Source organism: Merdimmobilis hominis, from assembly GCF_016901855.1.
In the GTDB taxonomy this organism is placed as follows: Bacteria; Bacillota; Clostridia; order Oscillospirales; family Ruminococcaceae; genus Paludihabitans.
The window spans coordinates 1-24777 of the sequence record NZ_JACJKY010000021.1 but is presented as its reverse complement, the minus strand read 5'-3'; the positions used below and the strand labels follow the sequence as shown (position 1 = coordinate 24777).

Genomic DNA, 24777 nt, shown 5'->3' with positions numbered 1-24777 from the left:
TTATATACATTCTGCACCCATGCACGAAGCAATCAAGATCGCTTGTGTCAGGTCTATTTTGGTCTTTTTCATCTGTATTCCGCGAAAATCAATGCCGTCCATTGTACTGCTGCGAAAATCTGTGCCGACCGCGCTTGTATTTCCCACCTTGATGTGCGAGAGATTGCAGTCTTGAAACACCGCCTGATCAAGACAGCATCCCGTAAAATCTGCATGGTCAAAATTGACGCCGCAAAGCTTCATTTTATAAAAATCGAGTTCCCGCACATCGGTAAACGACCAATCCCCGCCTGTAATTGAAAAGCAGGTGCAGTCGATTTCATAGAACACAGAACCGGTCATCTTGCAGGAGTCAAACGCAGTGTCGAACAAGCTGCAAAGTTCAAACACGCAGTTCGTCATTCGGCATCGGCGGAACACAGACGCGCCCATCCGGCATGCAAAAAACTTACAGGATTCAAACACGCACCGTTCAAATACCCGGTCCGTCAAATCAACCGACTGAAATTTACATTCACGAAACACGTGTTTTTCACATGATTCCAAAAAAGATTCTGCTTCTGAAAACGTTTTGTTTTGATATTCCTCTGCCATAGTCGCTGCCCTTCTTAATAGGTGAGTTCCATATTTTTGACGGCATCAAACAAGCCGCTCGTTGTGACACGCAGTTTCGGCAGTACAGAAAGCGGTAAGAACGAAAGCGTTTGATACGGGTCATATTCCTCAGGAATACCGATTTCCCTCGCCGCTTTTAAGAAGGTTTCCTGCTCTTTTTGAAGATCCTGTGTCGGTTTATCGCTCATCAATCCGCCCACCGGCAGTGAAATCCCCGCGAGAATCTTTCCGTCACAGACGATCACATACCCGCCGCCGCACAGATGAAGCGCGTGAATCGCCATCATCATATCGTCATCATTTGTGCCGATAACGGTGATGTTGTGCGAATCGTGTCCAACGGTCGACGCAATCGCACCTTTCTTCATAAACCCGCGAATAATGCCAAGCCCCACTTTTCCGGTCGCCCGGTGACGCTCCACCACGGCAACTTTCTGGTGCACGCTGTCCGGTACAAACACACCGTTTTGTGTGCGTACCGCCTCATCTGCACGCTCCGTTTTGATCTCGTGCGCCACCGGAAGAATCACAGGAACTTCTGCTTTTGTCACCGGCAGCCGCAGCATATTCTTCTTAATATGCGGCAGATGAACCGTATTCAAGAGCGGTTTTGGAATTTCCTCGCAGATCGGCTCTTCAAGCCAAACACGCGCAGTTTTTCCCTTGTGGAACACCATTTCGATTGATACGTTTTCCAAATCATTCAGCACGACAAGATCCGCCTGATACCCTGCTGCAACCGCGCCGAGATGCGTAAGTCCGTAAATCTGCGCAGCATAATGGCTCGCGATCGTATACGCTTTGGCAGGTTCCATTCCAAGTTCAATGCATCGTTTGATATGATAGTCGATGTGTCCTTCACGGCGGATATCGTCGATATGCTTATCATCGGTACAAAACGCAACACGAGAGGTGTTCATCCGGCCGTCAATCAAAATTTCTGCAATCGCATCGAGATTTTTGGCACCCGATCCCTCACGGATTAACACAGCAAGACCTGCACGGATTTTTTCGGCGGCTTCTTCGCCGCTTGTCGATTCGTGATCAGTCATCATACCGGCCAGGCAATACGTCTGCAATGCATTTCCATGCAGCATCGGTGCATGACCGTCAATCACCATCGAGCGAAACATGGAAAGTTTTTGATACACATCACTTTGACAGCGAATGACGCCCGGCACATTCATCATTTCACCAAGGCCGAGCACTGCTTTATGATGCATATATTTTGAAAGACTCTGTGCATCGAGCGTTACACCTGCGCTGTCAAGTTCCGTTGTCGGCACGCAGGACGGCAGCATATAGTAAAGATTCACAACCGCATTTTCCGCCTCATCAAGCATGAACGAAAGGCCATCATGTCCGCACACATTTGCAATCTCATGCGGATCGGCAATCACGGTTGTCGTTCCTCGCGAAAGTACTTCCCGACAGAACCGCTGCGGCGTTGTCATGGAGGATTCGATGTGCGTATGCGTATCGATAAAACCCGGAACGATATATTTTCCGCTCAAGTTATACTCACGCAGGCCGCTGTATGAACCGATTCCGATGATCCGGTCGCGGCAGATCGCAACATCGCGCGTCATAAATTCTCCGGTAAACACATTCAGCACCTGTGCGTTCTTGAGCACAAGATCTGCCTTGAACTGTCCGAGTGCCGCCATAATGCTCTGACCGCGCGGCTGTGTCATTCCTATTTTCGCCATGATCGTCATCCTCCTTTTACGTTAAAGCAATCCGATTTCTTTTTGATAAGAAGCGAACGCACGCGGGATCGAATATGCTGTCCGGATCTGATGCCGTGCTGCGATGATATCATTTTCATACGGCAGAGTTTTGCCGGTTCCCTGCACCAGATATCCGATCATGTGCCATTCAATATGCGTAAAGATGTGCTTTGCAGGTTTCATCTCCGAAACGGACTCGACAGTGATTCCGTGCTGTTTGCAAATATCGATGACTGTTTCCTTTGTCAAATGACCGTCCTCACATAAAAACGAGTACAAATTCGCAAGCAGTCCCTTGCTTTCCCGTTTGCAAAGAAGGACGCCGTCATCAACACAGACTACGATGACTGTCTTCTCCTCAATACGGCGCTGTTTTTTCGGCGCTTTGACCGGAAACAATTCCGTCTGGCCGTTTTCTCTTGCCGCACAATGCGCAGAAACAGGACATTCATGACACCGCGGTGCGCCGTTTGGCACACAGATGCACGCACCGAGCTCCATGAGCGCCTGATTGAGGATTCCCGGTTCGGAAGCTTCGATCACACCACAAAGCAGTTCACGCACAGCGCGCACTGTTGCCGGGTCCTTGATATCATGTTCGAGTGCTGTAATCCGCGAAATCACACGCATCACATTGCCGTCTACCGCGGGAACCGGCAAATTCCATGCAATCGACGCAACGGCACCTGCTGTATACGGACCGAACCCGGGCAGCTTTAAAAGCTCTGTATAACTGCCGGGAAGCCTGCCGCCGTATTGTACCGCACAAATCTGCGCCGCTTTCTTTAAATTTCGTGCCCGCGAATAGTAGCCAAGTCCCTCCCAAAGCTTTAACAGCACATCGTCATCGACTTCTGCCAGTGCCTCTATGGTCGGGAGTGCTGTCATAAACCGCTCATAATACGGAATCACCGCTTCGACACGCGTCTGCTGAAGCATCACTTCCGAAACCCAAATGGCATAGCTGTCATTCGTTTGCCGCCACGGAAGCTTGCGCGCATGTTTTTGATACCAACCGCACAGCGGCTCGATACTGCGGCCGACACGCGGCGCATCGATCAAAATGGGGCGTTTTTCTTTCATGCGCAAACAAGCCTGCCTTCCGCATCGATTTTCACCATCGTAAGCTCCGATTTTGTATAGTGCAGGATATTCAAAAGGTGCGCTTTGTCATTCTGCGAGAAAAATGTATACGCTTTTCCCTCCTGCTTTGCACGGCCTGTTCTGCCGATCCGGTGAATATAATACTCATTTTCCTGCGGTACATCAAAGTTAATCACCGCATCCACGCCGGTCACATCGATCCCGCGTGCTGCCACATCCGTGACAACCAAAAGTGCAAATTCTCCCGCTTTATAAGACGCCATAATCTTATTTCGAAGCGGCTGCGCCATATCTCCATGGATACATTTTGCTGTAAAGCCTCCTCGCTTTACAAGCTGTTCTGTCAAGCTGGCCGTCTGATACTTGGTATTACAGAAAATAATTGCCTTTTCGGGTGCAATATTTCGAATGAGTGCAAACAAATCGAAGATCTTTTTTGTACCGGTTGCCTCGATGCCGTACTGCAAAATTTTCGGCTTATTTTCCTCAACCGGCAGCACAGTGATTTCCACCGGATCACGCTGATACAGCCATCCGATATCCATGACCGGTCGCGAAATTGTTGCGGAAAACATCGAAAGCTTGCTCGTTTTCGGCATCTGATCGAGCAGATACCGTACATCTTTGAAAAATCCCATATCGAGCATCTCGTCCGCCTCATCGAGTACAGTCACCGTCACATCGGCAAACGATACGTTTTTATGACGGTAGTGATCAATGAGCCGTCCGGGTGTTGCCACAACAATCTGCGGATGTTTCTGAAGCTGTTCGATCTGTCGGCGCATAGGCTGTCCGCCGTATACCGCAGCGATGCGAATCTCCGGCAAATGTGCTGCAAGCACACGCATTTCATCGCGCAGCTGCACGCACAGTTCTCTTGTCGGACATAAAATGACCGCTTGTGTTTTCTTTTCTTCTCTGTTGATTGTCTGAAGAATCGGAATTCCGAATGCAAATGTTTTTCCTGTTCCGGTTGGTGCCTTTGCAAGCACTTCTTTTCCTTCGAGCATCACCGGAATTGTTTCGTTTTGAATCTGCGTCATTTCCCGAATGCCGGCGTCATATAACGCGCGGCGAATCGATTCAATCAGCATTGGTGCATCATACTGCATGAAAATCTCCTTTATTTTATGAATGGTTCTTCTTTGCGCGGACATAGACCAGGCGATTGTTGCCGTCGGACGTCCTGGTGGAACGAATATCGAGAATATTGAGCGATTTTAGAAACGGTGTAAGCTTTTTAAAGCCATAGTTACGCACGTCAAAATCCGGATATCGTTTGACAAGGATATCACCGATTTCACTGATAAAAATCCATTCGTCCTCATCCGAAACCTCATCAATAATGGTCAAAACTGTTCGCTTGATCGCTGCAAGATCGGTGCGCTGCTGTGACGTTTCCGATGGTGCATCCGCATTGTTCTTTTCCTCCGCATTGCAAAGCAGAATTTCAAGATATTTAAATTGGTGGCACGCGGAAATAAATGCGGACGGTGTTTTCTTTTCGCCCATACCGACAACAATCATCCCCGATTCCCGCAGTCTTGACGCAAGTCTTGTAAAATCGCTGTCACTTGAAACAAGGCAGAATCCGTCCACATGACCGGAATACAAAATATCCATTGCATCAATAATCATCGCGGAATCCGTTGCGTTTTTTCCGGTTGTATAGCTGTATTGCTGAATCGGCGTGATGGAATTTTCCAAAAGCACCTGCTTCCATGCGCCTAAGTTCGGCTTTGTCCAATCGCCGTAAATGCGTTTATATGTTGCGACGCCATCGTTTGAGATCTCGTCCAAAATTCCTTTGATATATTTTTCGGAAATATTATCCGCATCAATCAATACGGCGAATCGTTTTTCATTTTCCAATGAAACACTTCCCTTTTTTATAGATGATTTTATTATAACACAAATCAGAACAATGCTTCAAGAGCAGTAATTTGCGCGAAACAGACAAAATTACACATTATTTTTTATAACAAATAGCGTATTTTCTGTTGAATTGCCGCAAAATTCGCTTTATAATAAACATATAAGCAAAAAGAAAGCAAGGGAATCAAACAGAATGATGATTGAAACAGAACGGCTCTTTCTGCGTCCGTTTCTCAAATGTGACCTGCATGATTTTCATGAATACTGCGCCCAGCCGGACGTCGGCATTCATGCCGGATGGCGCGCCCATGAGTCGCTTGAAGAATCGGCAGACCTTTTAAACGAATGGGTAAATGCGAAAAATCGGCTGGCGATTGTATTAAAAAAGGAAGATAAAGTAATCGGTCATATCTGCATTTTTAAAGATGCAGGCGGACGCAGTGACACACGTGAACTTGGATTTGTACTGCATCACAGCTACCATCGGCAGGGATTCATGAAAGAAGCGGTTCTGGCTTTGACTGATTACCTATTCCGCCGCCAAGGACTCAAATACATTTGGGCATGCTGTTTTGAAGAAAATGTAGCCTCACGCCGTCTGATCGAATCGTGTGGGTTTACATTCATGCAGACAGGTTCCTTTGAGTCAAAGCCGCTCAGCAAAACATTCCGGACATACGAATACCGGATTGCATACAACGAAACGAAACAAAAAGCTCCCGATTAAGGGAGCTTTTGTTTTACGCGTTTTAGAAAACGCTTATTTTCCGCATTTTGCAAGGATTGTTGCATATGCCTCATCATCAACGATGATTGTGACATCCGGATGCAGCTGCAGTGCAGAAGCCGGGACGTTCGGTGTGATCGGGCCAAAGCAGGTCTCATAGATGATATCTGCTTTTTTCGGACCGTTTGCAATCAGCACGATTTTCTTTGCTTTCATGATGGTGCCGATACCCATGGAAATTGCTGTTTTCGGAACATCGTCCATCGTTTCAAAGAAACGTGCATTTGCCTGAATGGTGGATTCAGTCAGTTTGACTTCGTGTGTGATGCTGTCAAATGCATCGCTCGGCTCGTTGAAGCCGATGTGACCGTTATTGCCGATACCCAGAAGCTGCATATCAATGCCGCCCAGCGATTTGATCAGTGCTTCATAACGAAGTGCTTCCGCATCCATATCTTCCGCTTTGCCGTTCGGAACATTTGTGTTGTCTTTGTTGATGTTGACATGATTGAAGAGGTTTTCATTCATGAAATAACGATAGCTCTGATCATTTGTGCCATCCAAGCCGACATACTCGTCAAGGTTTACCGATTTGACCTCGCTGAAATCGAGATCGCCCTCTTCATACCATTTGATGAGCTGTTTGTATGTACCGATCGGGGTGGAACCTGTTGCCAAACCGAGCACGCTGTCCGGTTTCATGTGGATCTGCGAAAAGAACATCGCAGCAGCCTTTTTTGACATATCGTCGTAATCCTTGCAATGAATGATTTTCATTGGAATGCACTCCTTTTATCTTTAAATGCTACCTTTATTTTAGCACACAAACACCAAAACGTAAAGAGTTCAATCAGAAATTTGTAAGCTTTTTTTACAATACTTGTCCACTCGCTCAAACCACGGTGATCCGCTTTATCATGGCCAAAGACAAACAAAAAGCATAACAAGCCCTCTTTTTGCATAACAATATGGCAGACAATCTTGATCGCAAAGGAGCTTTTCTACATGGAACTGACCTGCACAAACGATACAATCTGCATCAATGAAGTTCTTTATGACGGCGTACTCGAACAGTCTGTCGAGCTTGACTATCTGCTGCCCGATTACTGCAAAGGAATTTTCAAGGTGCTCTGCTGTCGTCTGATTCCGCACATCACGCAAAAGCGAATGGCAAACGGACGCTTGATGATCGAAGGAATCTGCCACATTCACGTCATGTATACGGCAGAAGAAACATACCGCATCTGCACTGTGACACAAAAACAGCCGTTTCACAAAACACTCGAACTAAACAAAGAAGCCGCTTCCCCGCACATCACTGCGGCGGTGCGGTGCGATTATGTAAACTGCCGTGCAACCAGCCAGCGCCGGCTTGATATTCGCGGCGCACTCACCATCCGCACCATCGTCACCGCACCGAAAGATTATCCGGTACTGTGCTGTGCAAAAGGCTGCGGTGTACAGACCGATCCGCTACCGCTCACTGTACTCGGCAGAAGGCTTTCCGCTTCTCAGGAATTCTGCGTACGCGAAGAGCTTTCTGTTCCGCAGGGGAAACCGTCGATCGACGAAATCCTCACCATTGATACATACGCTTCCTTGACAGAATCGCGGATCATCGAAAACCGGATCATCACAAAAGGCGAGCTATTCGTTCACTTGCTCTATATGCCGTGCGGGGAACAGCCGACACCCGAAGTGATCGAATCGAGATTCCCGTTCAGCCAGGTGCTTGATCTGCCAGGTGTCACAGAAGAACACAGCGCAGCCGTTCGGTTTGACGTAACAGACTACACCTGCTCCTGTAGACAGGACGAATCGGGACAATGCTGTGCGGTCAATGCGGAATTTTCGATCTGCGCTGTCTGCGAAGCTGACAAAAACATGGAAATTCACGTGCTGCGCGATGCATTTTCCACGCAGTATCAAGCCGATACGCAGGTTTCTCCGCTCACGACCAAACGCATGCTCTATCCGCTCAAAGAAACCCATTCCTGCAAAACGACCATCGAAATTCCGCAAAATGAGTTAAACGGCGTATACGATCTCTCCTGCCGTTTTACAGAGGAAGACTGCCGTATGGGTGAATCATCGTTTATCATCACGGGAACATTGAGCTGCACGCTGCTTGCCTGCGACAGCGAATCCATGCCGGTGCTCTATGAGAAAAAAACGCCGTGTGAGCTCACGCTGCAAACTGCATGCAGTGAAGAATCGTGTTTTTTACAGCCGATTATCTGCCCATCGTCCGTTTCTTACCGGATGATTTCCGATACAGAAGTAGAAGTCTGCGCCGAGCTTTGTGTCACCGGTACGGTGTATGCGGATGTTCGCTGTCATGCAGTCACACAGATTGATCTGCGGGAAAATGATGCGCAAAAACCACAGCAGCCGCCGCTTCGGCTCTACTATGCGTCTGCAGGTGAGCGGATCTGGGAGATTGCAAAGCGGTACGGCGCTTCTCCGTTACTGATCGCACAGGAAAATGAAGGGATTACCGATCCGATCTCTGCACCGTGCATGCTGATGATTCCGTCTCTTTCTCATTCTTCACAGGAGGGCGCATAACTATGGAACAACGAAATTTATATGCTGATATCGCAAAACGAACCGGCGGCGATATCTATGTGGGCATTGTCGGCCCGGTTCGCACCGGAAAATCCACATTTATCAAAAAATTCATGGAGACGCTCGTTATTCCGAATATCGAGAGCGAATACCGAAAAGAGCGCGCCACCGACGAACTGCCTCAATCAGCAGCAGGCAAAACCATCATGACGACAGAACCGAAATTCATTCCGGAAGAAGCCGTCACGATCAAGCTCGACAACCAAGCCGAGATGAATGTGCGCATGATCGACTGTGTGGGTTACATTATTCCGAGTGCACTCGGCTATTTTGAAAACGAAGTGCCCAGAATGGTGATGACGCCATGGTTTGACGAAGAAGTCCCGTTTAATATGGCGGCAGAAATCGGAACGCAGAAGGTCATTTCCGAACACGCAACCGTCGGCATCGTCATCACAACCGACGGCAGTATCACCGATCTTCCCCGCGAAGAGTACGAAGAGGCGGAAGAACGTGTCATCAATGAATTAAATTCCTTGAAAAAGCCGTTTGTCGTGCTGTATAACTGCGTCGATCCGCACAGCGCACATGCACAGGAACAGACAGCGGTCTTGTCAAAAAAATATGGTGTGCCCGTTTTGCCGGTCAGCTGTATCGATCTTTCTCTGCGGGATATCCAGGATATCATGCAAAACCTCTTGTTCCAGTTCCCGATCCGTGATATCTGTGTTGATCTTCCCTTCTGGCTGGTTTCACTCGACCACGATCACTGGCTGCGCAAAAGCGTATTTGATACCATTCGCGAAAAAACAGCTTCACTTACACATATCGGTACGGTCCGCACGGTGGGCGAACAGATCTGTGACTGCGAATCCATCACACAGTGCCGGATTGACAAAATTGAACTGGGCACCGGCAGCGCTTATCTGTCCGTTTCCTTAAAGCCCGATCTGTTCTATCAAATCCTGGGCGAAGTGACCGGCTTGTCAATTCCGGGAGAAGCCGCACTCATGCCATGTATGATTGAACTCGCGCAGATCAAAAAGAAATACGAAAAAATTGCCGGCGCACTCGAGGAAGTGGAGGCAACCGGCTACGGCATTGTGATGCCGGGCATCGACGAGCTCACACTCGAAGAACCGCAAATTGTCAAGCAGGGCGGAAAATACGGCGTAAAGCTTCGGGCAAGTGCACCGAGCTATCATTTGATGAAAGCGTCGATTACCACCGAGGTGTCCCCGATTGTCGGCTCCGAAAAGCAGTCTGAAGAGCTTGTGATGTATCTGCTCAAAGAGTTTGAAGAAAATCCGCAGAAGATCTGGGAATCGAACATCTTTGGCAAATCGCTTCATGCACTGGTCAACGAAGGACTGCACAACAAGCTCTATCGTATGCCGCAGGAAGCGCGCGGCAGATTGCAGGAAACAATCGAGCGGATCATCAATGAAGGATGCAGCGGCTTGATTTGCATTATTCTTTAACAAAAGTGAAAACGGAGGATCAAATGATCCTCCGTTTTTTCGCTTTTATTATACTGCACTTTCAGATGCGCCGTTTTGATCGGGGTAGATCAGTTTTTCGACATTCCAAGTCGTCAGCACATCACAAAAATCAGATGCAGCGGCTTTTGCGCCTTCCACATCGTGATCAAGATAGTTGCCGCATTCTTTTCTTGTACTGCCCGGAATTTCGCCCGAAAAATCACGCATAAACAAAAACGCATCGCGCACAAGCGACAATCCCTGCTCATAGGTCATGGTGTCGCGCGTGAGCAGGTAAAATCCAGTACGGCATCCCATCGGTCCGACATAGACAATTTGATCGGAAAACGCAGAGTTGCGCGCATACGTTGCAAACAAATGCTCGATCGTGTGCATCGCACCGTCCGACAAATAATCGCCGCCGTTCGGCGTTTTCATCCGCACGTCATATGTAATGACATCACCGTCAATCCGCGAAATATACATTCCCTTTGTGATCACATCGTGGTCAACAGAAAAGCTTTTGATTTTCTTCATACAATCGTACATCCTTTTTTAATACAGTCGTCTTGTTTGTTATTATATCAATTCTGCGCGCAAAGTGCAACCGTACATGCATTGCGGCAAAGGGACAAAAATGCTTCTGCGGTTGAAGAAAGATACCGGTTTTTATGATACACCAGGTAAAATGCACGGGAAAACGAGAGGTCACGAGTTGAAATTTCAACGATTTCGCCTTTGGCAATCGCATCTTCCGCAAGCAGCCGCGGCAGCACGGAAACACCGATTCCCGCAGAAACCGCCGACAAAATCGCCTGCGTGTTTGTGCTCACCCAAAGCGGATTGACCACCAGATTATGCATTAGCATCACACTGTCAAACAGTTCCCGCGTACCACTTCCCTTTTCGCGCATGATAACCGGAAACGACGCGAATTGTTCGGCGGTCACATTCGCTTCCCGTGAAAGCGGATGAAACGGCGCACAGACCGGGATCAATGTGTCCGTCAAAAACTGTTCTTTTCTAAGCTGCGGGTCGTTCGGAATCGCTTCCACCAATGCAAAATCAAGCGCGTTATCACTGACCATCGAAAGAATACGCTCGGAATTTTCAATCTGTGCAGAAATTTCCGTTTGCGGATGCTGCTCTTTAAACTGCGATACGATCGCCGGCAGCAGACACGTTCCGATTGTCAAACTGCATCCGATATGCAGCCGGTGGCTGTCAAACCGCCGAATTCCTTGCTCCATTTCATCCACAAGCGTCAGAATGTGCGTGGTATACGCATAACACTGTTTTCCGGCTTCCGTCAAATCAAGCCGCCGCGATACCCGGTCAAACAGCTTGACGCCGTAATGCTCCTCCATCTCTCGGATCGCAAGGCTTACAGACGGCTGTGCCAAATAAAGCCGCGCTGCCGCTTTTGTCATGCTGTGTTCCTCACATACAGCAAAAAAAATCCGCAAATGACGCAGTGTCATATCGCCCCTCCTATTCATAACAAAATTATTATACTTATTATATTATAATACTATTTTACTTATGAAAAAGCAAGGAGTATACTATATTCAGAAACATCATGGAGGGGTTTGATGAAAAAGGACGCAAAGCTTTATTTAAAGCTGTTTACATCTACGTTCTATTTAAGCGCATTCACATTCGGCGGCGGATACGTCATTATTCCGCTGATGAAAAAGAAATTTGCCGACGATCTGCACTGGATTGAAGAAAAGGAAATGCTCGATTTGACTGCAATCGCACAGTCCTCGCCGGGACCGATCGCCGTAAATGCTGCAATTCTCATTGGCTACCGGCTTGCCGGAAAGCTTGGCACACTTGTAACAATCATCGGAACCGTGTTGCCGCCGCTGATTACACTGTCGATCATTTCGCTGTTTTATCAGGCTTTCGCCACAAACACCTGGGTCGCAGCACTTCTTCAAGGAATGCAGTCGGGTGTGGCAGCAGTCATTGCAGATGTTGTCTTTTCGATGGCAAGCGGCATTATCAAAGAGAAAAAATGGCTGCCGGTGCTCATCATGGCTGCGGTTTTCGTCGCAAGCTACTTCTTTAACGTGAATATCATTCTTCTGATCCTCATTTGCGGTGCAATCGGCGCGGTATCCTCGCACTTTGAAGAAAAACGGAAAAAGGAGCGTGGCGTCGAATGATCTATCTGCAATTATTTTTAAGCTTTTTTCAAATCGGACTGTTCAGTATTGGCGGCGGATATGCTGCAATGCCGCTGATTCAAAATCAGGTCGTCAATCTGCACGGCTGGCTTTCGATGAACGAATTCGTCGATGTCATTACAATTTCACAGATGACACCCGGCCCGGTTGCAATCAACTCGGCAACATTTGTCGGCATCAAAATTGCAGGCGTCGGCGGCGCACTGGTGGCGACACTCGGTTGTGTGCTTCCGTCATGCATCATCGTATTGCTGCTCGCACATTTCTATTTTAAATATCAAAATCTCACCGTTGTGCGCGGCGTGCTGTCCGGTCTGCGGCCGGCGGTTGTCGCGATGATCGCTTCGGCAGGCTTATCGATTCTGCTGACTGCTTCATTTGTAGACGGACTGATTCCCGCATCATTTGCAGACGTTCGGTTTGTCGGCATTGCGCTGTTTTTGATCGCATTTTTTGTCCTGCGCAAATGGAAAGTCAATCCCATCTATGTGATGGTCGGGTGCGGTGTCGTCGGAATGCTTGTCACAAAGCTTACCGGTCTTCAATGATGCCGTTTTGATGGTATCAGCAAAAAAGAAGGCTCGTGTTCTTTTAAGAACACGAGCCTTTTTTAATTTCATGATAGAATATACAGTCGAAACGATCAGCAATCCTTATTTTACGATTTCCGGAAGGCTTGCTGCTGCAACAGACTGACCGACACGTTTCATTTTCTCGTCCGGTGTCTGTGCGTTCATTTTAATCTGCGGATACTCGTCAGCGAGCACCTCTTTTGCAACTTTGAGGATCAGGTCGCCGCCTTTGCCGGACATCACACGGCCAAGCAGCAGGCAGTGACGAATCTCATAGAAGTCAGCATACAGTGCCAAAGTGTGGCCCAAATATACGCCGAGCGACTCGTACACTTTGACTGCACGCGGATCGTCTTTTTCCATGAGCGCCTGAACAGCTTTCAGTTTCTCAGCCGGTGTTGCATCCTCATCAAGCTCGATGCCAGCCGGTTTTGCCAGTTTGATGACGCCGTCCTGCGAGAAGTATTTAACGCCGCAGCCGATGTCGCCCGACCACTCGTCTTCCATTGCGTCCGGCTGTGCGTCAACCGGTGCGAATGCGAGCTCGTTGAGCCATCCGGTGATGTTGCCGTCTTTATCAACATAGCCGACTGCTTCGGAAGTACCCATTGCGATACCCAGCACGTCTACGTCATTTAAGTTCATTGCGCCTGCCAGAGCAGTGACGTCGCCGTCGTTTACAACTTCGATCGGCACTTTGTGACCGACCATTTTGCTGATTTCGTCTGCTGCGCGCAGATAGATGTCTTTTACTTTTGCATCGAATGCATCTTTCGGCACTTTTAAGAACAGCGATGCAACCATGGTGCGGTTGTCGATGTAAATACCAGCGGAGCTGACGCCGATTGCATCAACGCGCGGCATTTTCTCTGCTGCCATTTTCATGGAGTGCAGAATGCCTTCGAAGTGATAATCCGGGTCCGGATTGACTTTCGGCAGCCAAACGGTTTCCTCACTGAATACCGGAACACCGTCCACAACTGCGGAAACTTTACGGTCAGATCCGCCTGCATCAAAGCCGATGCGGCAGCCGTCCAAATGTTTGCCGATTGCTTTGGATTTCTCGTTTGCAGCCGGTTTGTCCGCAAGATTCGGGACATTGACGACCTCGAATTCTTTCTCGTACACCTGTTTCATGAAGTCATAGTCAAATGCACGTGCGCCATTCGGGCTGTATGTATCGTGCATATAGCGGTACACGTTTTCGTCGCCGCAGATATACACGCGGAAGCCGCCTTTTGCCCACAGCAGGAATTTGACCAGACGGTCAACATAGTAGTTGTCCGCATCTGCCATTTCCGGTGTGCCGTGAATGAATGTATCATACACGGAAATCAAGCCGCCGCTTCTCTCCACTGCAACTGCGATCGGTTTTTTCGCGGTTTTCAAAAACTCGCGGTTAAACACATGCAGCGGTGCGAACGTCGGATCAAGCTCCGGAACGTTTTTGATGTCAACATTGACGCCATAAATATTCATGGTAATCTTCTCCTTTTTCTAATGAAGTGTAACCAACATTACCTTAGTATAAGTATACAATGTGCAGTGTCAAAAAGCAAGTATTTTAGAAAGAATCCATGATAAAAATCGGCTTTTTGTAAAATACACCCGCAAACGGCGCAGAAGGGTTCAAGACCAAAACACCCGGCAATGAAACCGCATCTGCCGTGTCATGTGAACCCGCAATCAAACGCGAAAAATCGGAAATTCCCATTGTGATATCGGGTGTTTTTGTGGTACGTTCCACTGCGCTTGCCTGTCCATTCTCAAACGAAACAAGCCACACGCCGTCGTTTTTTGCAATCTGCGGATCATTTACACCAATCGCAATCGTACCGCTTCCGTGATACCGTGCGCCTTTTAACGCCTTTTGCACATTGACAACACGGTTCATACCAGTGTGTGCCACAGTACGTTTGCACGGCACCATTGCCCATTCGGGAATCCGGCTGACAACATCCATGTGTGACGGCAGCCAGAATGAAATCTTCTTATAATACGTTTTATACGCAAGTGCATGATTCAAAAGCCCGTAAAATCCTTCCCAGTCGGAAAAATAAAACTGACTGCATTTCATCTCAAACACATACGGCTCGATTTGTTCTTTGGTGAAGGTCATGACACCTTTCGGCGTACCATCCTTTGCAACATACACATAGGTATAGACACAGTCCTTTGCAGGATCTCTTCCCTCTGCATCAGGAAAATCATACGGCTTGCGCACACACATCAGATTCATGTTACCGCAGAAATCGCGGTACACCGATGCGATTTCTTCATTGAACGACTGCCCTTCCGCCAAAACGCATTTGCCCTCAACCGGGAAATGTGTATACGCACGCAGGTCAATCTCATAAAACACCCGCTCGCCGCACATCTCATAGCCGAATTTCCGATAAAACGCCGTCGAAAACGGGTAAAGATATGAAAACACCACGCCGTCTTCATACATCTGCGGCAGATTGTGTTCAAAGCAGCCGCGAATGACGCCGTTTTTCCGGTACTGCGGAAGCGTTGACACGCCGCCGATGCCGCACATCGGATACTCCTGCCCGTCAAACTGCACGGTATATGGAATCGTGAACATAAATCCCATCATCGTTTTGTCGTCGTCTTCAAACGCCGCCCATTTTTCCTGCCAGTATTCCTGTCCGCGCGTTTTCGGCTGTTCTTTTGCCTCTTTGACGATTTCGTCGTTTGTCTGCGTTGCTTTATTCGGAAATTCAAACGCAATCGACATCACTTCATAGCATCGCTTGAGTTCTTCTTCTCTGATTTTTCTGATAATCACAAACGTCCCCTCCAGTTTGCGTTAATAGTTGTTTGCCTGCTCCTGCGAAAAGCCGGTTTGCAGCAAATCGGCATACTCAAACGCTTTTGCCGTACCAACAGACACAGCTTCAATCGCATTTTCAGCAACACGTGCCTGAATGCCCGTTTCCTGCGTCAAAAGCTCGGGAAGTCCGCGCAGAAGTGAACCGCCGCCCGTCATTGTGATACCGTTTTCATAAATATCGCTTGCAAGCTCCGGCGGCGTTTTGTCGAGTACACGTTTAACTGCCGCCACGATCATCTGCGCAAACGGTGAAATCGCATCATAAATATCAAGCGACGACACTTCAATCTGCTGCGGATAAATTGTCAATAGATTTCTGCCGCGTACTTTTGTTTTTTCGTCGCTTGATGGGTTCCACACATTGCCGATCTGCTGTTTAATCTGCTGTGCCATTTTCTTGCCGATCGACAAATTGTATTTCGACAGCATCAGTTTGACGATCGCTTCATCGATATGGTTTCCCGCATAGCGGAGCGATTCCGAAAGCACCACGCCGCCCAGCGAGATCACAGCGATATCCGACGTGCCGCCGCCGATATCCACCACAAGCGAGCCGTTCGGCTGCATGACATCAATTCCGGCGCCGAGTGCTGCCGCAATCGGTTCTTCAATCAAATAGATCGTGCGCACACCGGCATGGACGATCGTCCGCACCACTGCACGGCGCTCCACCTCGGTCACCGAAGACGGCACACAGATCACAAACCGGTGCTTCACCAAGAAACTGCTGCACGCGCGGTGCAAAAATTCCTTAAGCATCAGCTCCGTCATCACATGATTGGAAATGACGCCGTTTTCAAGCGGAAACTCCGCACGAATATACTCCGGCGTTTTTCCCACCATCAACAGCGCTTCCTGTCCTGCGGCAATCAATGTGTCATCTTTCGTATTCACCGCAACGACAGCAGGCTCACGCAAAAGCTCGCCGACACCGGGTTTGTATATGATAATCTTCGTTGTTCCAAGATCAATTCCAATATCCATTGCTCCCATACGAGCACACCACCTTTTCTATGTTCAGTATATCATAATCCATTGTTTCCTGTAAATGTTGTTTTCGCCGCAACAATCACTGTCACCGACGATGCACCTGCACGAATCAGCACCCCAGCTGTTTCATACGCAGTCGCTCCGGTTGTGAACACATCGTCCACGAGCAAAATGCGCTGACCGCGAATCCGTTCCGGATATTTTACAGCAAACGCACCGGTTAGATTCTTCATTCTCTCTTGTGCAGAAAGCGTGTGTTGCTTTTTGGTGCGGCGGACTTTTTTGAGCGCATCCGCAATACACGGCACTGAAATTTGTTTTGAAAGCGCTTTTGCAAGCCATTCCGATTGTGAAAATCCACGGTCTTTTTTATCCTTTTTATGCATCGGCACCGGCACAATCCGGTCAAACGGAAAATGAAAATTAAACAACTCAAACAGCCTGCCCGCCATCAGCTGTGCAAGCTTTTGCGCCGCCACACAGTCACCTGTAAATTTCATCGCATGAACTGCTGTTTCGGCGCCTTCTTCATAGCGAAAGACGGAAAACACCGGAACCGTGCAGGTGCATGCACCAACCGGCTTTAAACAGCGATTGCAGACAGCCGGAAGCAATGGCTGTTCTTTTTCACAGTGCGGACAAAACACCTCGTCGCCGGCAATCGGCTTTTCGCAAAACAGACACCGGTTCGGAAAGAAAATATGCCAGAAATATTCGATTTTTGCACACCGCCGCTTCATGTGAGCATCCGCCCTTTGAGCATTTTCGAAAGTCCGGTATACCGCCGCATTTTCTTGTCGTTTTGCACCATGAATGCAATGCGGCTCTGCTGTCCGACCAGAATGAGAATCTTTTTCGCGCGGGTTACCGCTGTATAGAGCAGATTTCGAAAATACAGCTTGTCATATCCGCCCATCACCGGCAGAATAATCGCGTCAAACTCACTGCCCTGGCTCTTATGCACCGTAACGGCATAGGCAAGCTCTAATTCCTTTGACATATCAAAGCTATAGTACGCAATTCTTGCGTCAAATTCGACCGCCATCGTCCTCGAACCGCGATCAATCATGCGGATAATGCCGATATCACCGTTAAAAATGCCGGCACCTGCTTCTTCGCCGCGTTTCCACGGAATATCATAATTATTCCGGATCTGCATGACTTTATCCTGCTCGCGGAAGAGATATGTCGGGCTTTTCCATTCTGTTTTTCCCGGTGCGGCAGGATTTAACCGCTCCTGCAAATACTGATTGAGCACGATTACACCAAGCTCACCCTTTCGCTGCGGACAGAGCACCTGTATATCCTCTGTCGGCGAAAATCCGTACGTATTCGGCAGCCGTGTTGCACAAAGGTCGGCAATCAGCTGCGCCGCCTGTTTTCCGTCGTTTTGCGGCAGGAAGAAAAAGTCGTTGTCCTTCCGTCTGAGTTCCGGCATTTCGCCGCTCACGATCGCGTGCGCGTTTGTGACGATTAAACTTTGCGCTGCTTGGCGGAAAATCTGTGTCAAGCTGACGGTAGGTACACAGTCGCTTTCGATCAGATCGCGCAGAATGTTGCCAGCGCCCACGCTCGGAAGCTGATGATAGTCACCGACTAAAATAAGCTTTGCAGTCGGTTTCATGCCGCGCAGCAGTGCGTCAAACAGCAGCGTATCCACCATCGACACCTCGTCCACGATGATGACATCGCCGTACAGCGGATTCTGTTCATTGTGGGAAAACACAAGCTTGCCCGTCTGTGCATAGCCCGGCTCCACCTCGAGCAGACGGTGGATTGTCTTAGCCTCCTTGCCGCTCACTTCCGTCATACGTTTTGCGGCTCGTCCAGTGGGTGCCGTCAGCAGCACCGTTTTTCCCTGCTGTTCAAACAGCTCGATCATACCGTTGACCGTCGTTGTTTTACCGGTACCCGGTCCGCCGGTCAAAATGAACACCGGATGCTCTGCCGCCTGTGCAATCGCTTTGCGCTGCAAGGATTCATAGTGAATTCCCTTTTCCGATTCAATGAGCGAAATCACTTCGTCAATCTGCGGCTGCGGCTCCCGGTATGAGGAAAGCATCAGCGAAATCCGCGACACGATGTTTTGCTGCGCCATATAATATTCCGGCAAAAAAATGAGATCGGGCGTTCCCTCTTCCTCATAAAGCTCGCCATCGGACACCGCTTGTTTGAGTACTTCTTCCACTGCTGGCTCCGACAGCTGCAAAAGCTTTGCGGCAGTTGGCAGCAGCAATCGGGACGGCAGTGCCGTATGTCCGTTTGCGGTGTTGTGCTTTAACACAAACTGAATACCTGCTAAAATCCGGTCTTCGTTTTCGGGCGGCAGCTCGAACGCCGTTGCCATCGCGTCCGCTGTCGCAAACGAAATGCCGAATGAGGCACGCGACAGAATATACGGATTCTGCTTGATCAAATCCATCGCGTGATTGCCCCATTCCTTATAAATAGCAACGCTCTGCATCGGTGTGACCTGATATTTTGACAAAAACATCATCAAGGTACGTACACCGAACACCTGCGCAAATGCACCGGCCAATTTCTGTGCCTTTGCCGCACTGATGCCCGGTACCTCCGCTAATCGCATCGGCGATTCTTCGATAATCTTTAACGTGTCGTCACCGAAGCAGTTTACAATATTGCGTGCCGTCGCAGGGCCGATTCCCTTGACCACACCGCTCGACAGATAACGGCGAATCGCACTCGACGTCGCGGGAAGCCGGCGCTCCACCATCTGCACTTTAAACTGCTCGCCATGCACCGGATGCGTATCAAAATAGCCGGTCAATTCGAGTTCCTCGCCCGGCTCCACGGAAACCATCGTTCCTACCGCACAGATAAGCTCATTATCGACGCTTACATCGAGCACACAAAAGCCGGTATCTTCATTTTTATAGATAATCTCCTCCACACAGCCGGAGATTTTCACATATTCCTGTGTGCTCATAGCGCTCCTTTCCGTTATGTATCCGGTGAAATGACGGTCACCGCCGCATGGTCATCACAAAACCGCCTGAGAATCTCGCGTGTATGTGCACTGCATCCAAGGTCAATGACAACAATTTGTCTGGCCCCTCGGTATAGCAATCGGCGCAGCATCCACTCCGCGGATGTCACCTCGCCCGACATCGGAAGTACATGGACGCCGCGCGGACACGCACCGCCGCAGAGCTGCATCAGACAAAGCCGCGCCAGCAAAATGATTCCAAGCAGACTTGTCACGATCAAAAAGGCCATTGCAAGATATTCACCCATATCAATCACCTCTCAGTGACAGTATATGGGTGAACGATTTTTTATGTTACAGTTCGCCGCGGCTCTTTGCTTTTAAGAATGCATTGATAAAGCCGTCGATGTCGCCATCCATCACCGCTTGAATGTTGCCGTTTTCAAAGCCGGTGCGATGGTCTTTTGCAAGGGTATACGGCATGAAAACATAGGAGCGGATCTGGCTGCCCCATGCGATTTCTTTCTGCACGCCTTTGATATCCTCGATTTTGTCAAAATGCTCGCGTTCTTTGATCTGAATAAGCTTTGATTTGAGCATTTTCATTGCGTTTGCTTTGTTTTGCAGCTGGCTGCGCTCAGTCTGGCAAGCGCAGACGATGCCGGTCGGAATATGCGTGATACGCACTGCCGACGACACCTTGTTGACGTTCTGACCGCCTGCACCGCCGGAACGGTAGGTATCCACCTGCAAATCCTCCGGACGGATATTGACTTCGATGCTGTCGTCGATTTCCGGCATAACCTCAAGCGATGCAAACGATGTGTGACGGCGTCCCGACGAGTCAAACGGCGAAACGCGCACCAGACGATGGACACCGTTTTCGCTCTTCAAAAAGCCGTATGCATTCTCGCCCTCGACAATGAAGCTGACACTCTTGATGCCTGCTTCGTCGCCTGCAAGATAGTCGAGCGTTTTGACGTTGAAGCCTTTGCGCTCTGCCCAGCGCTGATACATACGAAACAGCATGCTGACCCAGTCCTGTGCCTCTGTTCCGCCTGCACCTGCATGGAATGTAAGGATCGCATTGTTTGCGTCATATTCCTCTGTTAATAAGGTACGAAGTTTCAGCGTTTCGAGCGTTTCTTTAAACGCATCGAGCTCGGTGCGCAGTTCTTCCTCGACGCTTTCGTCATCTTCCTCAATCGCCATCTCCACGAGCGTCACAAGATCCTCGTGCTGTGCGCACAGCTTCTCATACGATTCCACTGCACTTTTAAGCTGGCTTGTGTGGCGGAGCACTTTCTGCGACTCCTCCATGTTATCCCAAAAATCAGGCTGTGCCGCACGGCCTTCCAATTCTTCAATTTCCAGCTTCTTTTTATCAATTCCAAGTGCACTTTTTAACTCATCAAGCTCCGGGGCAAGGTTTGCAAGCTCGACTTTTGTTTCATCATAAAATAACAAGAAAATCCACCCTTCTGCGGTACTTCCGCAACAAATCTATCATTCGGTTTTAAGACACGTATACATCTTTATATTATAATCGAACAGATGCCTATTGTAAAGGCTTTTCGCTTCTTGACAAGGGCATGTTTTGCGTGTATCATAGATTCAAACAAGACATTGTGTCGGTTTTTATCGTTTTCCGCCTTTTCGCAGCAAAAAAGCAAGGAGTGCTCTTTTTTTATGTTAAACGATCTGCAAAAACAAATTCTTACACTCAAAAAAGAAAAAAACGCAAAGATCTTTGCACACAGCTATCAGTCCCCTGACATTTTGGAAATTGCCGATTTGACCGGCGATTCCTTCGCACTGAGTGCAAAAGCGCACGAATATGACTGCGACACTATCATTTTATGCGGCGTGCTCTTCATGGCAGAGACACTCAAGATGCTTTGCCCCGAAAAAAACGTGATTCTTCCCGTTGCGCACGCAACCTGCGCCATGGCGGAGCAGATTTCACCCGAACGCGTCATTGCTTTTAAACAGGAACATCCCGATTATGCCGTGGTCGCGTATATCAACACCTCCACGGAGTTAAAAGCGGTGAGCGATGTCTGTGTTACTTCGTCGAGTGCAGTCAAAATTGTAAACGCACTGCCGCAGGATAAAATCCTCTTTATCCCCGACAAAAATCTCGGGCGATTTGTCCGCGGCGCACTCCCGCACAAACACATCGAAGTCTGGGAAGGCTGTTGCCCGGTTCACGATGCTGTCACCGAAGAAGAAGTCCTCGCTGCAAAAGCCGCATATCCAAACGCAAAGCTTTTGATGCATCCGGAACTTCCGCCGGAGGTGATTCGGCACGCTGATGTTGCCGGTTCCACTGCGGATATTCTGCGGTATGCACACACACATTCTGACGACTGCATCATCGGCACGGAAAAAAGCGTCGCTGATTTTCTTTCCGTTTGTTATCCTGACCGTCATTTTTATGTACTGTCCAAAAAGCTGTTCTGTCCGGACATGCGCATCACAAATCTGGGTGACGTTTATCACGCATTAAAAGGTGACGGCGGAAAAGTTATCACATTGGACGAAACACTGCGCATCCGCGCGAAAAAGCCAATCGACGAAATGATTCGTCTTGGCGGATAAGGAGAATTATGGACTCGTTTGCTCATACATCAAAACCGGCACGCGCACAAAACGCACGTGTCAAACGAACAAAAGCGGCTTTATATGAAAGTCTTGCATCGTTAATGCTCGAAAAAAACGTCAATGCCATCACTGTACGGGAACTGACCAGCCGCGCAAATATCAATCGTGCAACCTTTTATATTCATTATAAAGACATTGACGATATGATCTGTCAGGTTCGCAAAGAAGTCCTTGACGATTTTTCCGTTGTACTGAACACTCATCACACCGAAGTGAGCGGTGAACGTCCGCACTCTATGCTGTGCGATATGTTCCGTTTCTTGGAACGGCACGCCAGCATCTGCAAAGCGTTTTTGGGAACACACGGCGATGCAGAATTCATCAGTCTGCTTCGCAACAAGCTTTTGGACAAATGTGTAACAGACTGGGCGAAGCTGTTCCCCTCTCACCCGATCGCATATGTGCCGGAATATTTTTCTGTGTTCGTTGTCACAGGCTGTATCGGACTGTTTGAACACTGGATCGACACCGGAATGCGTCAAACGCCGGAAGAAATGGCATATATGGCGGATCAGATGTTCAGAAACGGCATTCGTTTCCTGCAAATGCCTACACCGCCTTCATTTTAAACGCATCAAGATTTTCCCCTCCATCTCCTGCTTAAAAAAGCAGGAGATGGTTTATTTTTTGCCATTTGTGGTCATACTAACGACCAAGGATGGTGAAATCGATGTATCGTTATGAAATTATTGAAAACAGCAGCCGCAGCTATGATCTGCATTTATACTTTGACAAAACAGACGCGGAATTTGCACGGGAATTTTTGTCTCCCGGCAAACATGATTCAAAACAACGCCGAAACTTTTTTCTCTCGATTCAGGAAAAAGCAGCGGGACTTCCGATCAAATCCGTCAAAATTTTTGTGGCAGGTGTTTTGGTTGCAACCATGTCCATGCAGGCAATTTCTGCCGCAGCCGCACAAGCTGATGGTTTTACTCCGCGCTTTTTGAATGAGCAGCAGCAGTTCTCCTCCTTACAGACACGATTTCATATGACGTATTTATACGGCGGAACTGTATCGCAGCAAATCGAACAAATCAAGCAGGTCGGTTCCTTTCAAACCGTTTCGCCGAGCTATTTTGATCTGAACACATCCGGCAGCCTTGTGACGGTCAACATCGACCGCTCTTTTATCGACGCCATGCATGCAATGGGCATCAAGGTTGTGCCGATGCTCAGCAATCACTGGAATCGTACTGCCGGTGAAAAAGCGCTGTCAGATCCTGAAGCACTTGCACAATCCGTCGCAGATGCAATTGTGAAAAACAACCTCGATGGTGTCAACGTGGACATTGAAAATGTTACACATCTTCATCGCAATGCTTACACAGAATTCGTCCGACTTCTGCGGCAAAAGCTCCCCGCTGAAAAAGAAGTTTCTGTCGCGGTAGCCGCCAATCCAAACGGATGGACGACCGGATGGCACGGATCGTATGACTATGCCGCACTCGCAAAATATGCAGACTATTTGATGATAATGGCATACGATGAAAGCTGGGAAGGCAGCAGTGCCGGTCCGGTTGCAAGCTATTCGTTCGTAAAACGATCCATCGAATACGCGCTTGAACACACCACAGCCGACAAACTTGTCGTGGGTGTGCCGTTTTACGGACGTATGTGGAGCAGTGACGGCACATTTTCCGGCAATGGCTTAAATCTTACGATGGTGGAAACACTCGTAAAGCAGTATAACGGTACCATCACATATGACACATCTGCACGGTCGCCGAAGGCACAGTTTACCGTAAATGCAGGGGATCCCCTGCTCTCTGTCAGCGGAAAAAAACTCACACCCGGCTCGTATACTGTGTGGTTTGAGGATGAAACATCCATTTATGAAAAAACACGATTGATTCATCAATATGATCTAAAAGGCATGGGCTCCTGGTCGCTGACACAGGCAACGGACGGCATCCGTTCAAAGCTTACAGAATGGCTGACACAAAGCAATCTGCATCCGACACCGCAATCACCTTTGCTTGGAACAGTAACCGCTTCCTCTCTCCGTGTGCGGAAAGAGGCCACCACCGACAGCGAAACGATTGCCTATTATCAAAAAGGCGACAGCGTAACCGTGATCGGGACAAGCGGAAGTTTTTATCAAATCAAGATGGCAAACGGACAGATCGGCTATGTGAGCGCAGCCTATGTGACCATTTCGGAGAATCAGCCCGCTCCTGCCGAAAAAACAGGATATTCGACCGGTGACCGCGTGCGCATCCGCGCTCTCGCTTCCACCTCTTCCTCGATTCTTACGCATGTAAACCGCGGCGATTCGTTTACAGTACACGGTGAATCGCAGAACGGATGGTATGCTGTCACACTCAAAGATGGTACGAAAGGCTATATTTCCGCTGATTATGTATTATTCACTGCGCCGAGCACGCCTGCAACCAAAACAGGTTATTCCACCGGCGATCGTGTGCGCATCCGTTCGCTCGCTTCCACCTCTTCCTCGATTCTTACGCACGTAAAC

The 24777-nt window shown here is 48.7% G+C and carries 23 protein-coding genes; 8 read left to right on the top strand and 15 right to left on the bottom strand.

What is annotated here, in order from left to right:
- Genes H6A12_RS10840 through H6A12_RS10820 form a run of 5 tightly spaced genes read right to left on the bottom strand, consistent with a single transcriptional unit; the run spans position 1 to position 5321 of the window.
- The gene (locus H6A12_RS10840; RefSeq protein WP_204447784.1) at positions 1 to 594 is read right to left on the bottom strand and encodes a pentapeptide repeat-containing protein; all 594 of its coding nucleotides are present in this window, start codon (positions 592 to 594) and stop codon (positions 1 to 3) included.
- A gap of 14 nt (positions 595 to 608) precedes the next feature.
- On the bottom strand, positions 609 to 2324 hold the full coding sequence (gene ade, locus H6A12_RS10835) for an adenine deaminase (RefSeq protein WP_243415490.1): 1716 nt from the start codon (positions 2322 to 2324) through the stop codon (positions 609 to 611).
- 21 nt (positions 2325 to 2345) lie between these two features.
- Positions 2346 to 3428, bottom strand: a complete 1083-nt coding sequence (mutY, locus tag H6A12_RS10830) for an A/G-specific adenine glycosylase (protein ID WP_204447781.1) — start codon at positions 3426 to 3428, stop codon at positions 2346 to 2348.
- The gene (locus H6A12_RS10825; RefSeq protein ID WP_204447779.1) at positions 3425 to 4561 is read right to left on the bottom strand and encodes a DEAD/DEAH box helicase; all 1137 of its coding nucleotides are present in this window, start codon (positions 4559 to 4561) and stop codon (positions 3425 to 3427) included. The genes mutY and H6A12_RS10825 overlap by 4 nt, the downstream gene beginning before the upstream one ends.
- Positions 4562 to 4577: 16 nt before the next feature.
- Positions 4578 to 5321 carry an NYN domain-containing protein gene (locus H6A12_RS10820; protein WP_204447777.1) on the bottom strand — a complete coding sequence of 248 codons (744 nt, stop codon included), beginning with the start codon at positions 5319 to 5321 and terminating at the stop codon, positions 4578 to 4580.
- A gap of 196 nt (positions 5322 to 5517) precedes the next feature.
- On the opposite strand from H6A12_RS10820, the gene H6A12_RS10815 reads away from it, so the two are divergent.
- Complete coding sequence (locus tag H6A12_RS10815) at positions 5518 to 6051, top strand: GNAT family N-acetyltransferase (RefSeq protein WP_204447775.1); 534 nt, start codon at positions 5518 to 5520, stop codon at positions 6049 to 6051.
- A 33-nt stretch (positions 6052 to 6084) separates the two neighbouring features.
- Here the strand turns inward: H6A12_RS10815 and nagB are convergent, their stop codons facing one another.
- Positions 6085 to 6828: a glucosamine-6-phosphate deaminase gene (gene nagB, locus H6A12_RS10810; protein WP_204447772.1), complete on the bottom strand. Its 744-nt coding sequence runs from the start codon at positions 6826 to 6828 to the stop codon at positions 6085 to 6087.
- A gap of 228 nt (positions 6829 to 7056) precedes the next feature.
- Between nagB and H6A12_RS10805 the strand changes: the two genes are divergently transcribed.
- Both H6A12_RS10805 and spoIVA read left to right on the top strand, forming a co-directional pair.
- Complete coding sequence (locus H6A12_RS10805) at positions 7057 to 8619, top strand: DUF3794 domain-containing protein (RefSeq protein ID WP_204447770.1); 1563 nt, start codon at positions 7057 to 7059, stop codon at positions 8617 to 8619.
- A 2-nt stretch (positions 8620 to 8621) separates the two neighbouring features.
- On the top strand, positions 8622 to 10100 hold the full coding sequence (gene spoIVA, locus H6A12_RS10800) for a stage IV sporulation protein A (RefSeq protein WP_204447769.1): 1479 nt from the start codon (positions 8622 to 8624) through the stop codon (positions 10098 to 10100).
- A 48-nt stretch (positions 10101 to 10148) separates the two neighbouring features.
- Here spoIVA and H6A12_RS10795 read toward each other — a convergent pair whose 3' ends face one another.
- Positions 10149 to 10637, bottom strand: a complete 489-nt coding sequence (locus H6A12_RS10795; protein WP_204447768.1) for an S-ribosylhomocysteine lyase — start codon at positions 10635 to 10637, stop codon at positions 10149 to 10151.
- Positions 10638 to 10684: 47 nt separating this feature from the next.
- Entirely contained in the window at positions 10685 to 11581 is an 897-nt protein-coding gene (locus H6A12_RS10790) for a LysR family transcriptional regulator (protein ID WP_204447767.1), read from the bottom strand.
- A 111-nt stretch (positions 11582 to 11692) separates the two neighbouring features.
- Between H6A12_RS10790 and H6A12_RS10785 the strand changes: the two genes are divergently transcribed.
- Together H6A12_RS10785 and H6A12_RS10780 are read left to right on the top strand one after the other, a co-directional pair.
- Positions 11693 to 12271, top strand: coding sequence for a chromate transporter (locus H6A12_RS10785; protein WP_204447766.1), 579 nt, complete (start codon positions 11693 to 11695; stop codon positions 12269 to 12271).
- Positions 12268 to 12840: a chromate transporter gene (locus tag H6A12_RS10780; RefSeq protein WP_204447765.1), complete on the top strand. Its 573-nt coding sequence runs from the start codon at positions 12268 to 12270 to the stop codon at positions 12838 to 12840. Before H6A12_RS10785 ends, H6A12_RS10780 begins: the two co-directional genes overlap by 4 nt.
- Before the next feature lie 105 nt (positions 12841 to 12945).
- Here the strand turns inward: H6A12_RS10780 and H6A12_RS10775 are convergent, their stop codons facing one another.
- The 7 genes from H6A12_RS10775 to prfB all read right to left on the bottom strand — a co-directional run bounded on the left by H6A12_RS10775 (position 12946) and on the right by prfB (position 21104).
- Positions 12946 to 14343 carry an ROK family protein gene (locus H6A12_RS10775; RefSeq protein WP_204447762.1) on the bottom strand — a complete coding sequence of 466 codons (1398 nt, stop codon included), beginning with the start codon at positions 14341 to 14343 and terminating at the stop codon, positions 12946 to 12948.
- 85 nt (positions 14344 to 14428) lie between these two features.
- The gene (locus H6A12_RS10770; protein ID WP_204447760.1) at positions 14429 to 15655 is read right to left on the bottom strand and encodes a GNAT family N-acetyltransferase; all 1227 of its coding nucleotides are present in this window, start codon (positions 15653 to 15655) and stop codon (positions 14429 to 14431) included.
- A gap of 21 nt (positions 15656 to 15676) precedes the next feature.
- The gene (locus tag H6A12_RS10765) at positions 15677 to 16693 is read right to left on the bottom strand and encodes a rod shape-determining protein (RefSeq protein WP_204447758.1); all 1017 of its coding nucleotides are present in this window, start codon (positions 16691 to 16693) and stop codon (positions 15677 to 15679) included.
- A gap of 32 nt (positions 16694 to 16725) precedes the next feature.
- Positions 16726 to 17430: a ComF family protein gene (locus H6A12_RS10760; RefSeq protein ID WP_204447756.1), complete on the bottom strand. Its 705-nt coding sequence runs from the start codon at positions 17428 to 17430 to the stop codon at positions 16726 to 16728.
- Positions 17427 to 19637, bottom strand: a complete 2211-nt coding sequence (gene recD2 / locus H6A12_RS10755; RefSeq protein WP_204447754.1) for an SF1B family DNA helicase RecD2 — start codon at positions 19635 to 19637, stop codon at positions 17427 to 17429. Before recD2 ends, H6A12_RS10760 begins: the two co-directional genes overlap by 4 nt.
- A gap of 14 nt (positions 19638 to 19651) precedes the next feature.
- Positions 19652 to 19945: a hypothetical protein gene (locus H6A12_RS10750; protein WP_204447751.1), complete on the bottom strand. Its 294-nt coding sequence runs from the start codon at positions 19943 to 19945 to the stop codon at positions 19652 to 19654.
- Positions 19946 to 19991: 46 nt separating this feature from the next.
- Positions 19992 to 21104, bottom strand: coding sequence for a peptide chain release factor 2 (gene prfB / locus H6A12_RS10745; protein ID WP_204447749.1), 1113 nt, complete (start codon positions 21102 to 21104; stop codon positions 19992 to 19994).
- 222 nt (positions 21105 to 21326) lie between these two features.
- Between prfB and nadA the strand changes: the two genes are divergently transcribed.
- The 3 genes from nadA to H6A12_RS10730 all read left to right on the top strand — a co-directional run.
- A complete protein-coding gene (nadA, locus tag H6A12_RS10740; RefSeq protein WP_204447747.1) occupies positions 21327 to 22238 on the top strand; it encodes a quinolinate synthase NadA in 912 nt (303 codons plus the stop codon).
- Between the two features lie 8 nt (positions 22239 to 22246).
- Positions 22247 to 22870 carry a TetR/AcrR family transcriptional regulator gene (locus H6A12_RS10735; RefSeq protein ID WP_204447744.1) on the top strand — a complete coding sequence of 208 codons (624 nt, stop codon included), beginning with the start codon at positions 22247 to 22249 and terminating at the stop codon, positions 22868 to 22870.
- A 101-nt stretch (positions 22871 to 22971) separates the two neighbouring features.
- A partial coding sequence (locus H6A12_RS10730) for a glycosyl hydrolase family 18 protein (protein WP_204447742.1) occupies positions 22972 to 24777 on the top strand: 1806 nt, incomplete at its 3' end.

Excerpts from the sequence above, each read along its gene's own strand:
- H6A12_RS10840 (WP_204447784.1), bottom strand. The coding sequence starts at position 594 with ATGGCAGAGGAATATCAAAACAAAACGTTTTCAGAAGCAGAATCTTTT.
- ade (WP_243415490.1), bottom strand. The coding sequence starts at position 2,324 with ATGGCGAAAATAGGAATGACACAGCCGCGCGGTCAGAGCATTATGGCG.
- mutY (WP_204447781.1), bottom strand. The coding sequence starts at position 3,428 with ATGAAAGAAAAACGCCCCATTTTGATCGATGCGCCGCGTGTCGGCCGC.
- H6A12_RS10825 (WP_204447779.1), bottom strand. The coding sequence starts at position 4,561 with ATGCAGTATGATGCACCAATGCTGATTGAATCGATTCGCCGCGCGTTA.
- H6A12_RS10815 (WP_204447775.1), top strand. The coding sequence starts at position 5,518 with ATGATGATTGAAACAGAACGGCTCTTTCTGCGTCCGTTTCTCAAATGT.
- nagB (WP_204447772.1), bottom strand. The coding sequence starts at position 6,828 with ATGAAAATCATTCATTGCAAGGATTACGACGATATGTCAAAAAAGGCT.
- H6A12_RS10805 (WP_204447770.1), top strand. The coding sequence starts at position 7,057 with ATGGAACTGACCTGCACAAACGATACAATCTGCATCAATGAAGTTCTT.
- spoIVA (WP_204447769.1), top strand. The coding sequence starts at position 8,622 with ATGGAACAACGAAATTTATATGCTGATATCGCAAAACGAACCGGCGGC.
- H6A12_RS10795 (WP_204447768.1), bottom strand. The coding sequence starts at position 10,637 with ATGAAGAAAATCAAAAGCTTTTCTGTTGACCACGATGTGATCACAAAG.
- H6A12_RS10790 (WP_204447767.1), bottom strand. The coding sequence starts at position 11,581 with ATGACACTGCGTCATTTGCGGATTTTTTTTGCTGTATGTGAGGAACAC.
- H6A12_RS10785 (WP_204447766.1), top strand. The coding sequence starts at position 11,693 with ATGAAAAAGGACGCAAAGCTTTATTTAAAGCTGTTTACATCTACGTTC.
- H6A12_RS10780 (WP_204447765.1), top strand. The coding sequence starts at position 12,268 with ATGATCTATCTGCAATTATTTTTAAGCTTTTTTCAAATCGGACTGTTC.
- H6A12_RS10775 (WP_204447762.1), bottom strand. The coding sequence starts at position 14,343 with ATGAATATTTATGGCGTCAATGTTGACATCAAAAACGTTCCGGAGCTT.
- H6A12_RS10765 (WP_204447758.1), bottom strand. The coding sequence starts at position 16,693 with ATGGGAGCAATGGATATTGGAATTGATCTTGGAACAACGAAGATTATC.
- H6A12_RS10760 (WP_204447756.1), bottom strand. The coding sequence starts at position 17,430 with ATGAAGCGGCGGTGTGCAAAAATCGAATATTTCTGGCATATTTTCTTT.
- recD2 (WP_204447754.1), bottom strand. The coding sequence starts at position 19,637 with ATGAGCACACAGGAATATGTGAAAATCTCCGGCTGTGTGGAGGAGATT.
- H6A12_RS10750 (WP_204447751.1), bottom strand. The coding sequence starts at position 19,945 with ATGGGTGAATATCTTGCAATGGCCTTTTTGATCGTGACAAGTCTGCTT.
- nadA (WP_204447747.1), top strand. The coding sequence starts at position 21,327 with ATGTTAAACGATCTGCAAAAACAAATTCTTACACTCAAAAAAGAAAAA.
- H6A12_RS10735 (WP_204447744.1), top strand. The coding sequence starts at position 22,247 with ATGGACTCGTTTGCTCATACATCAAAACCGGCACGCGCACAAAACGCA.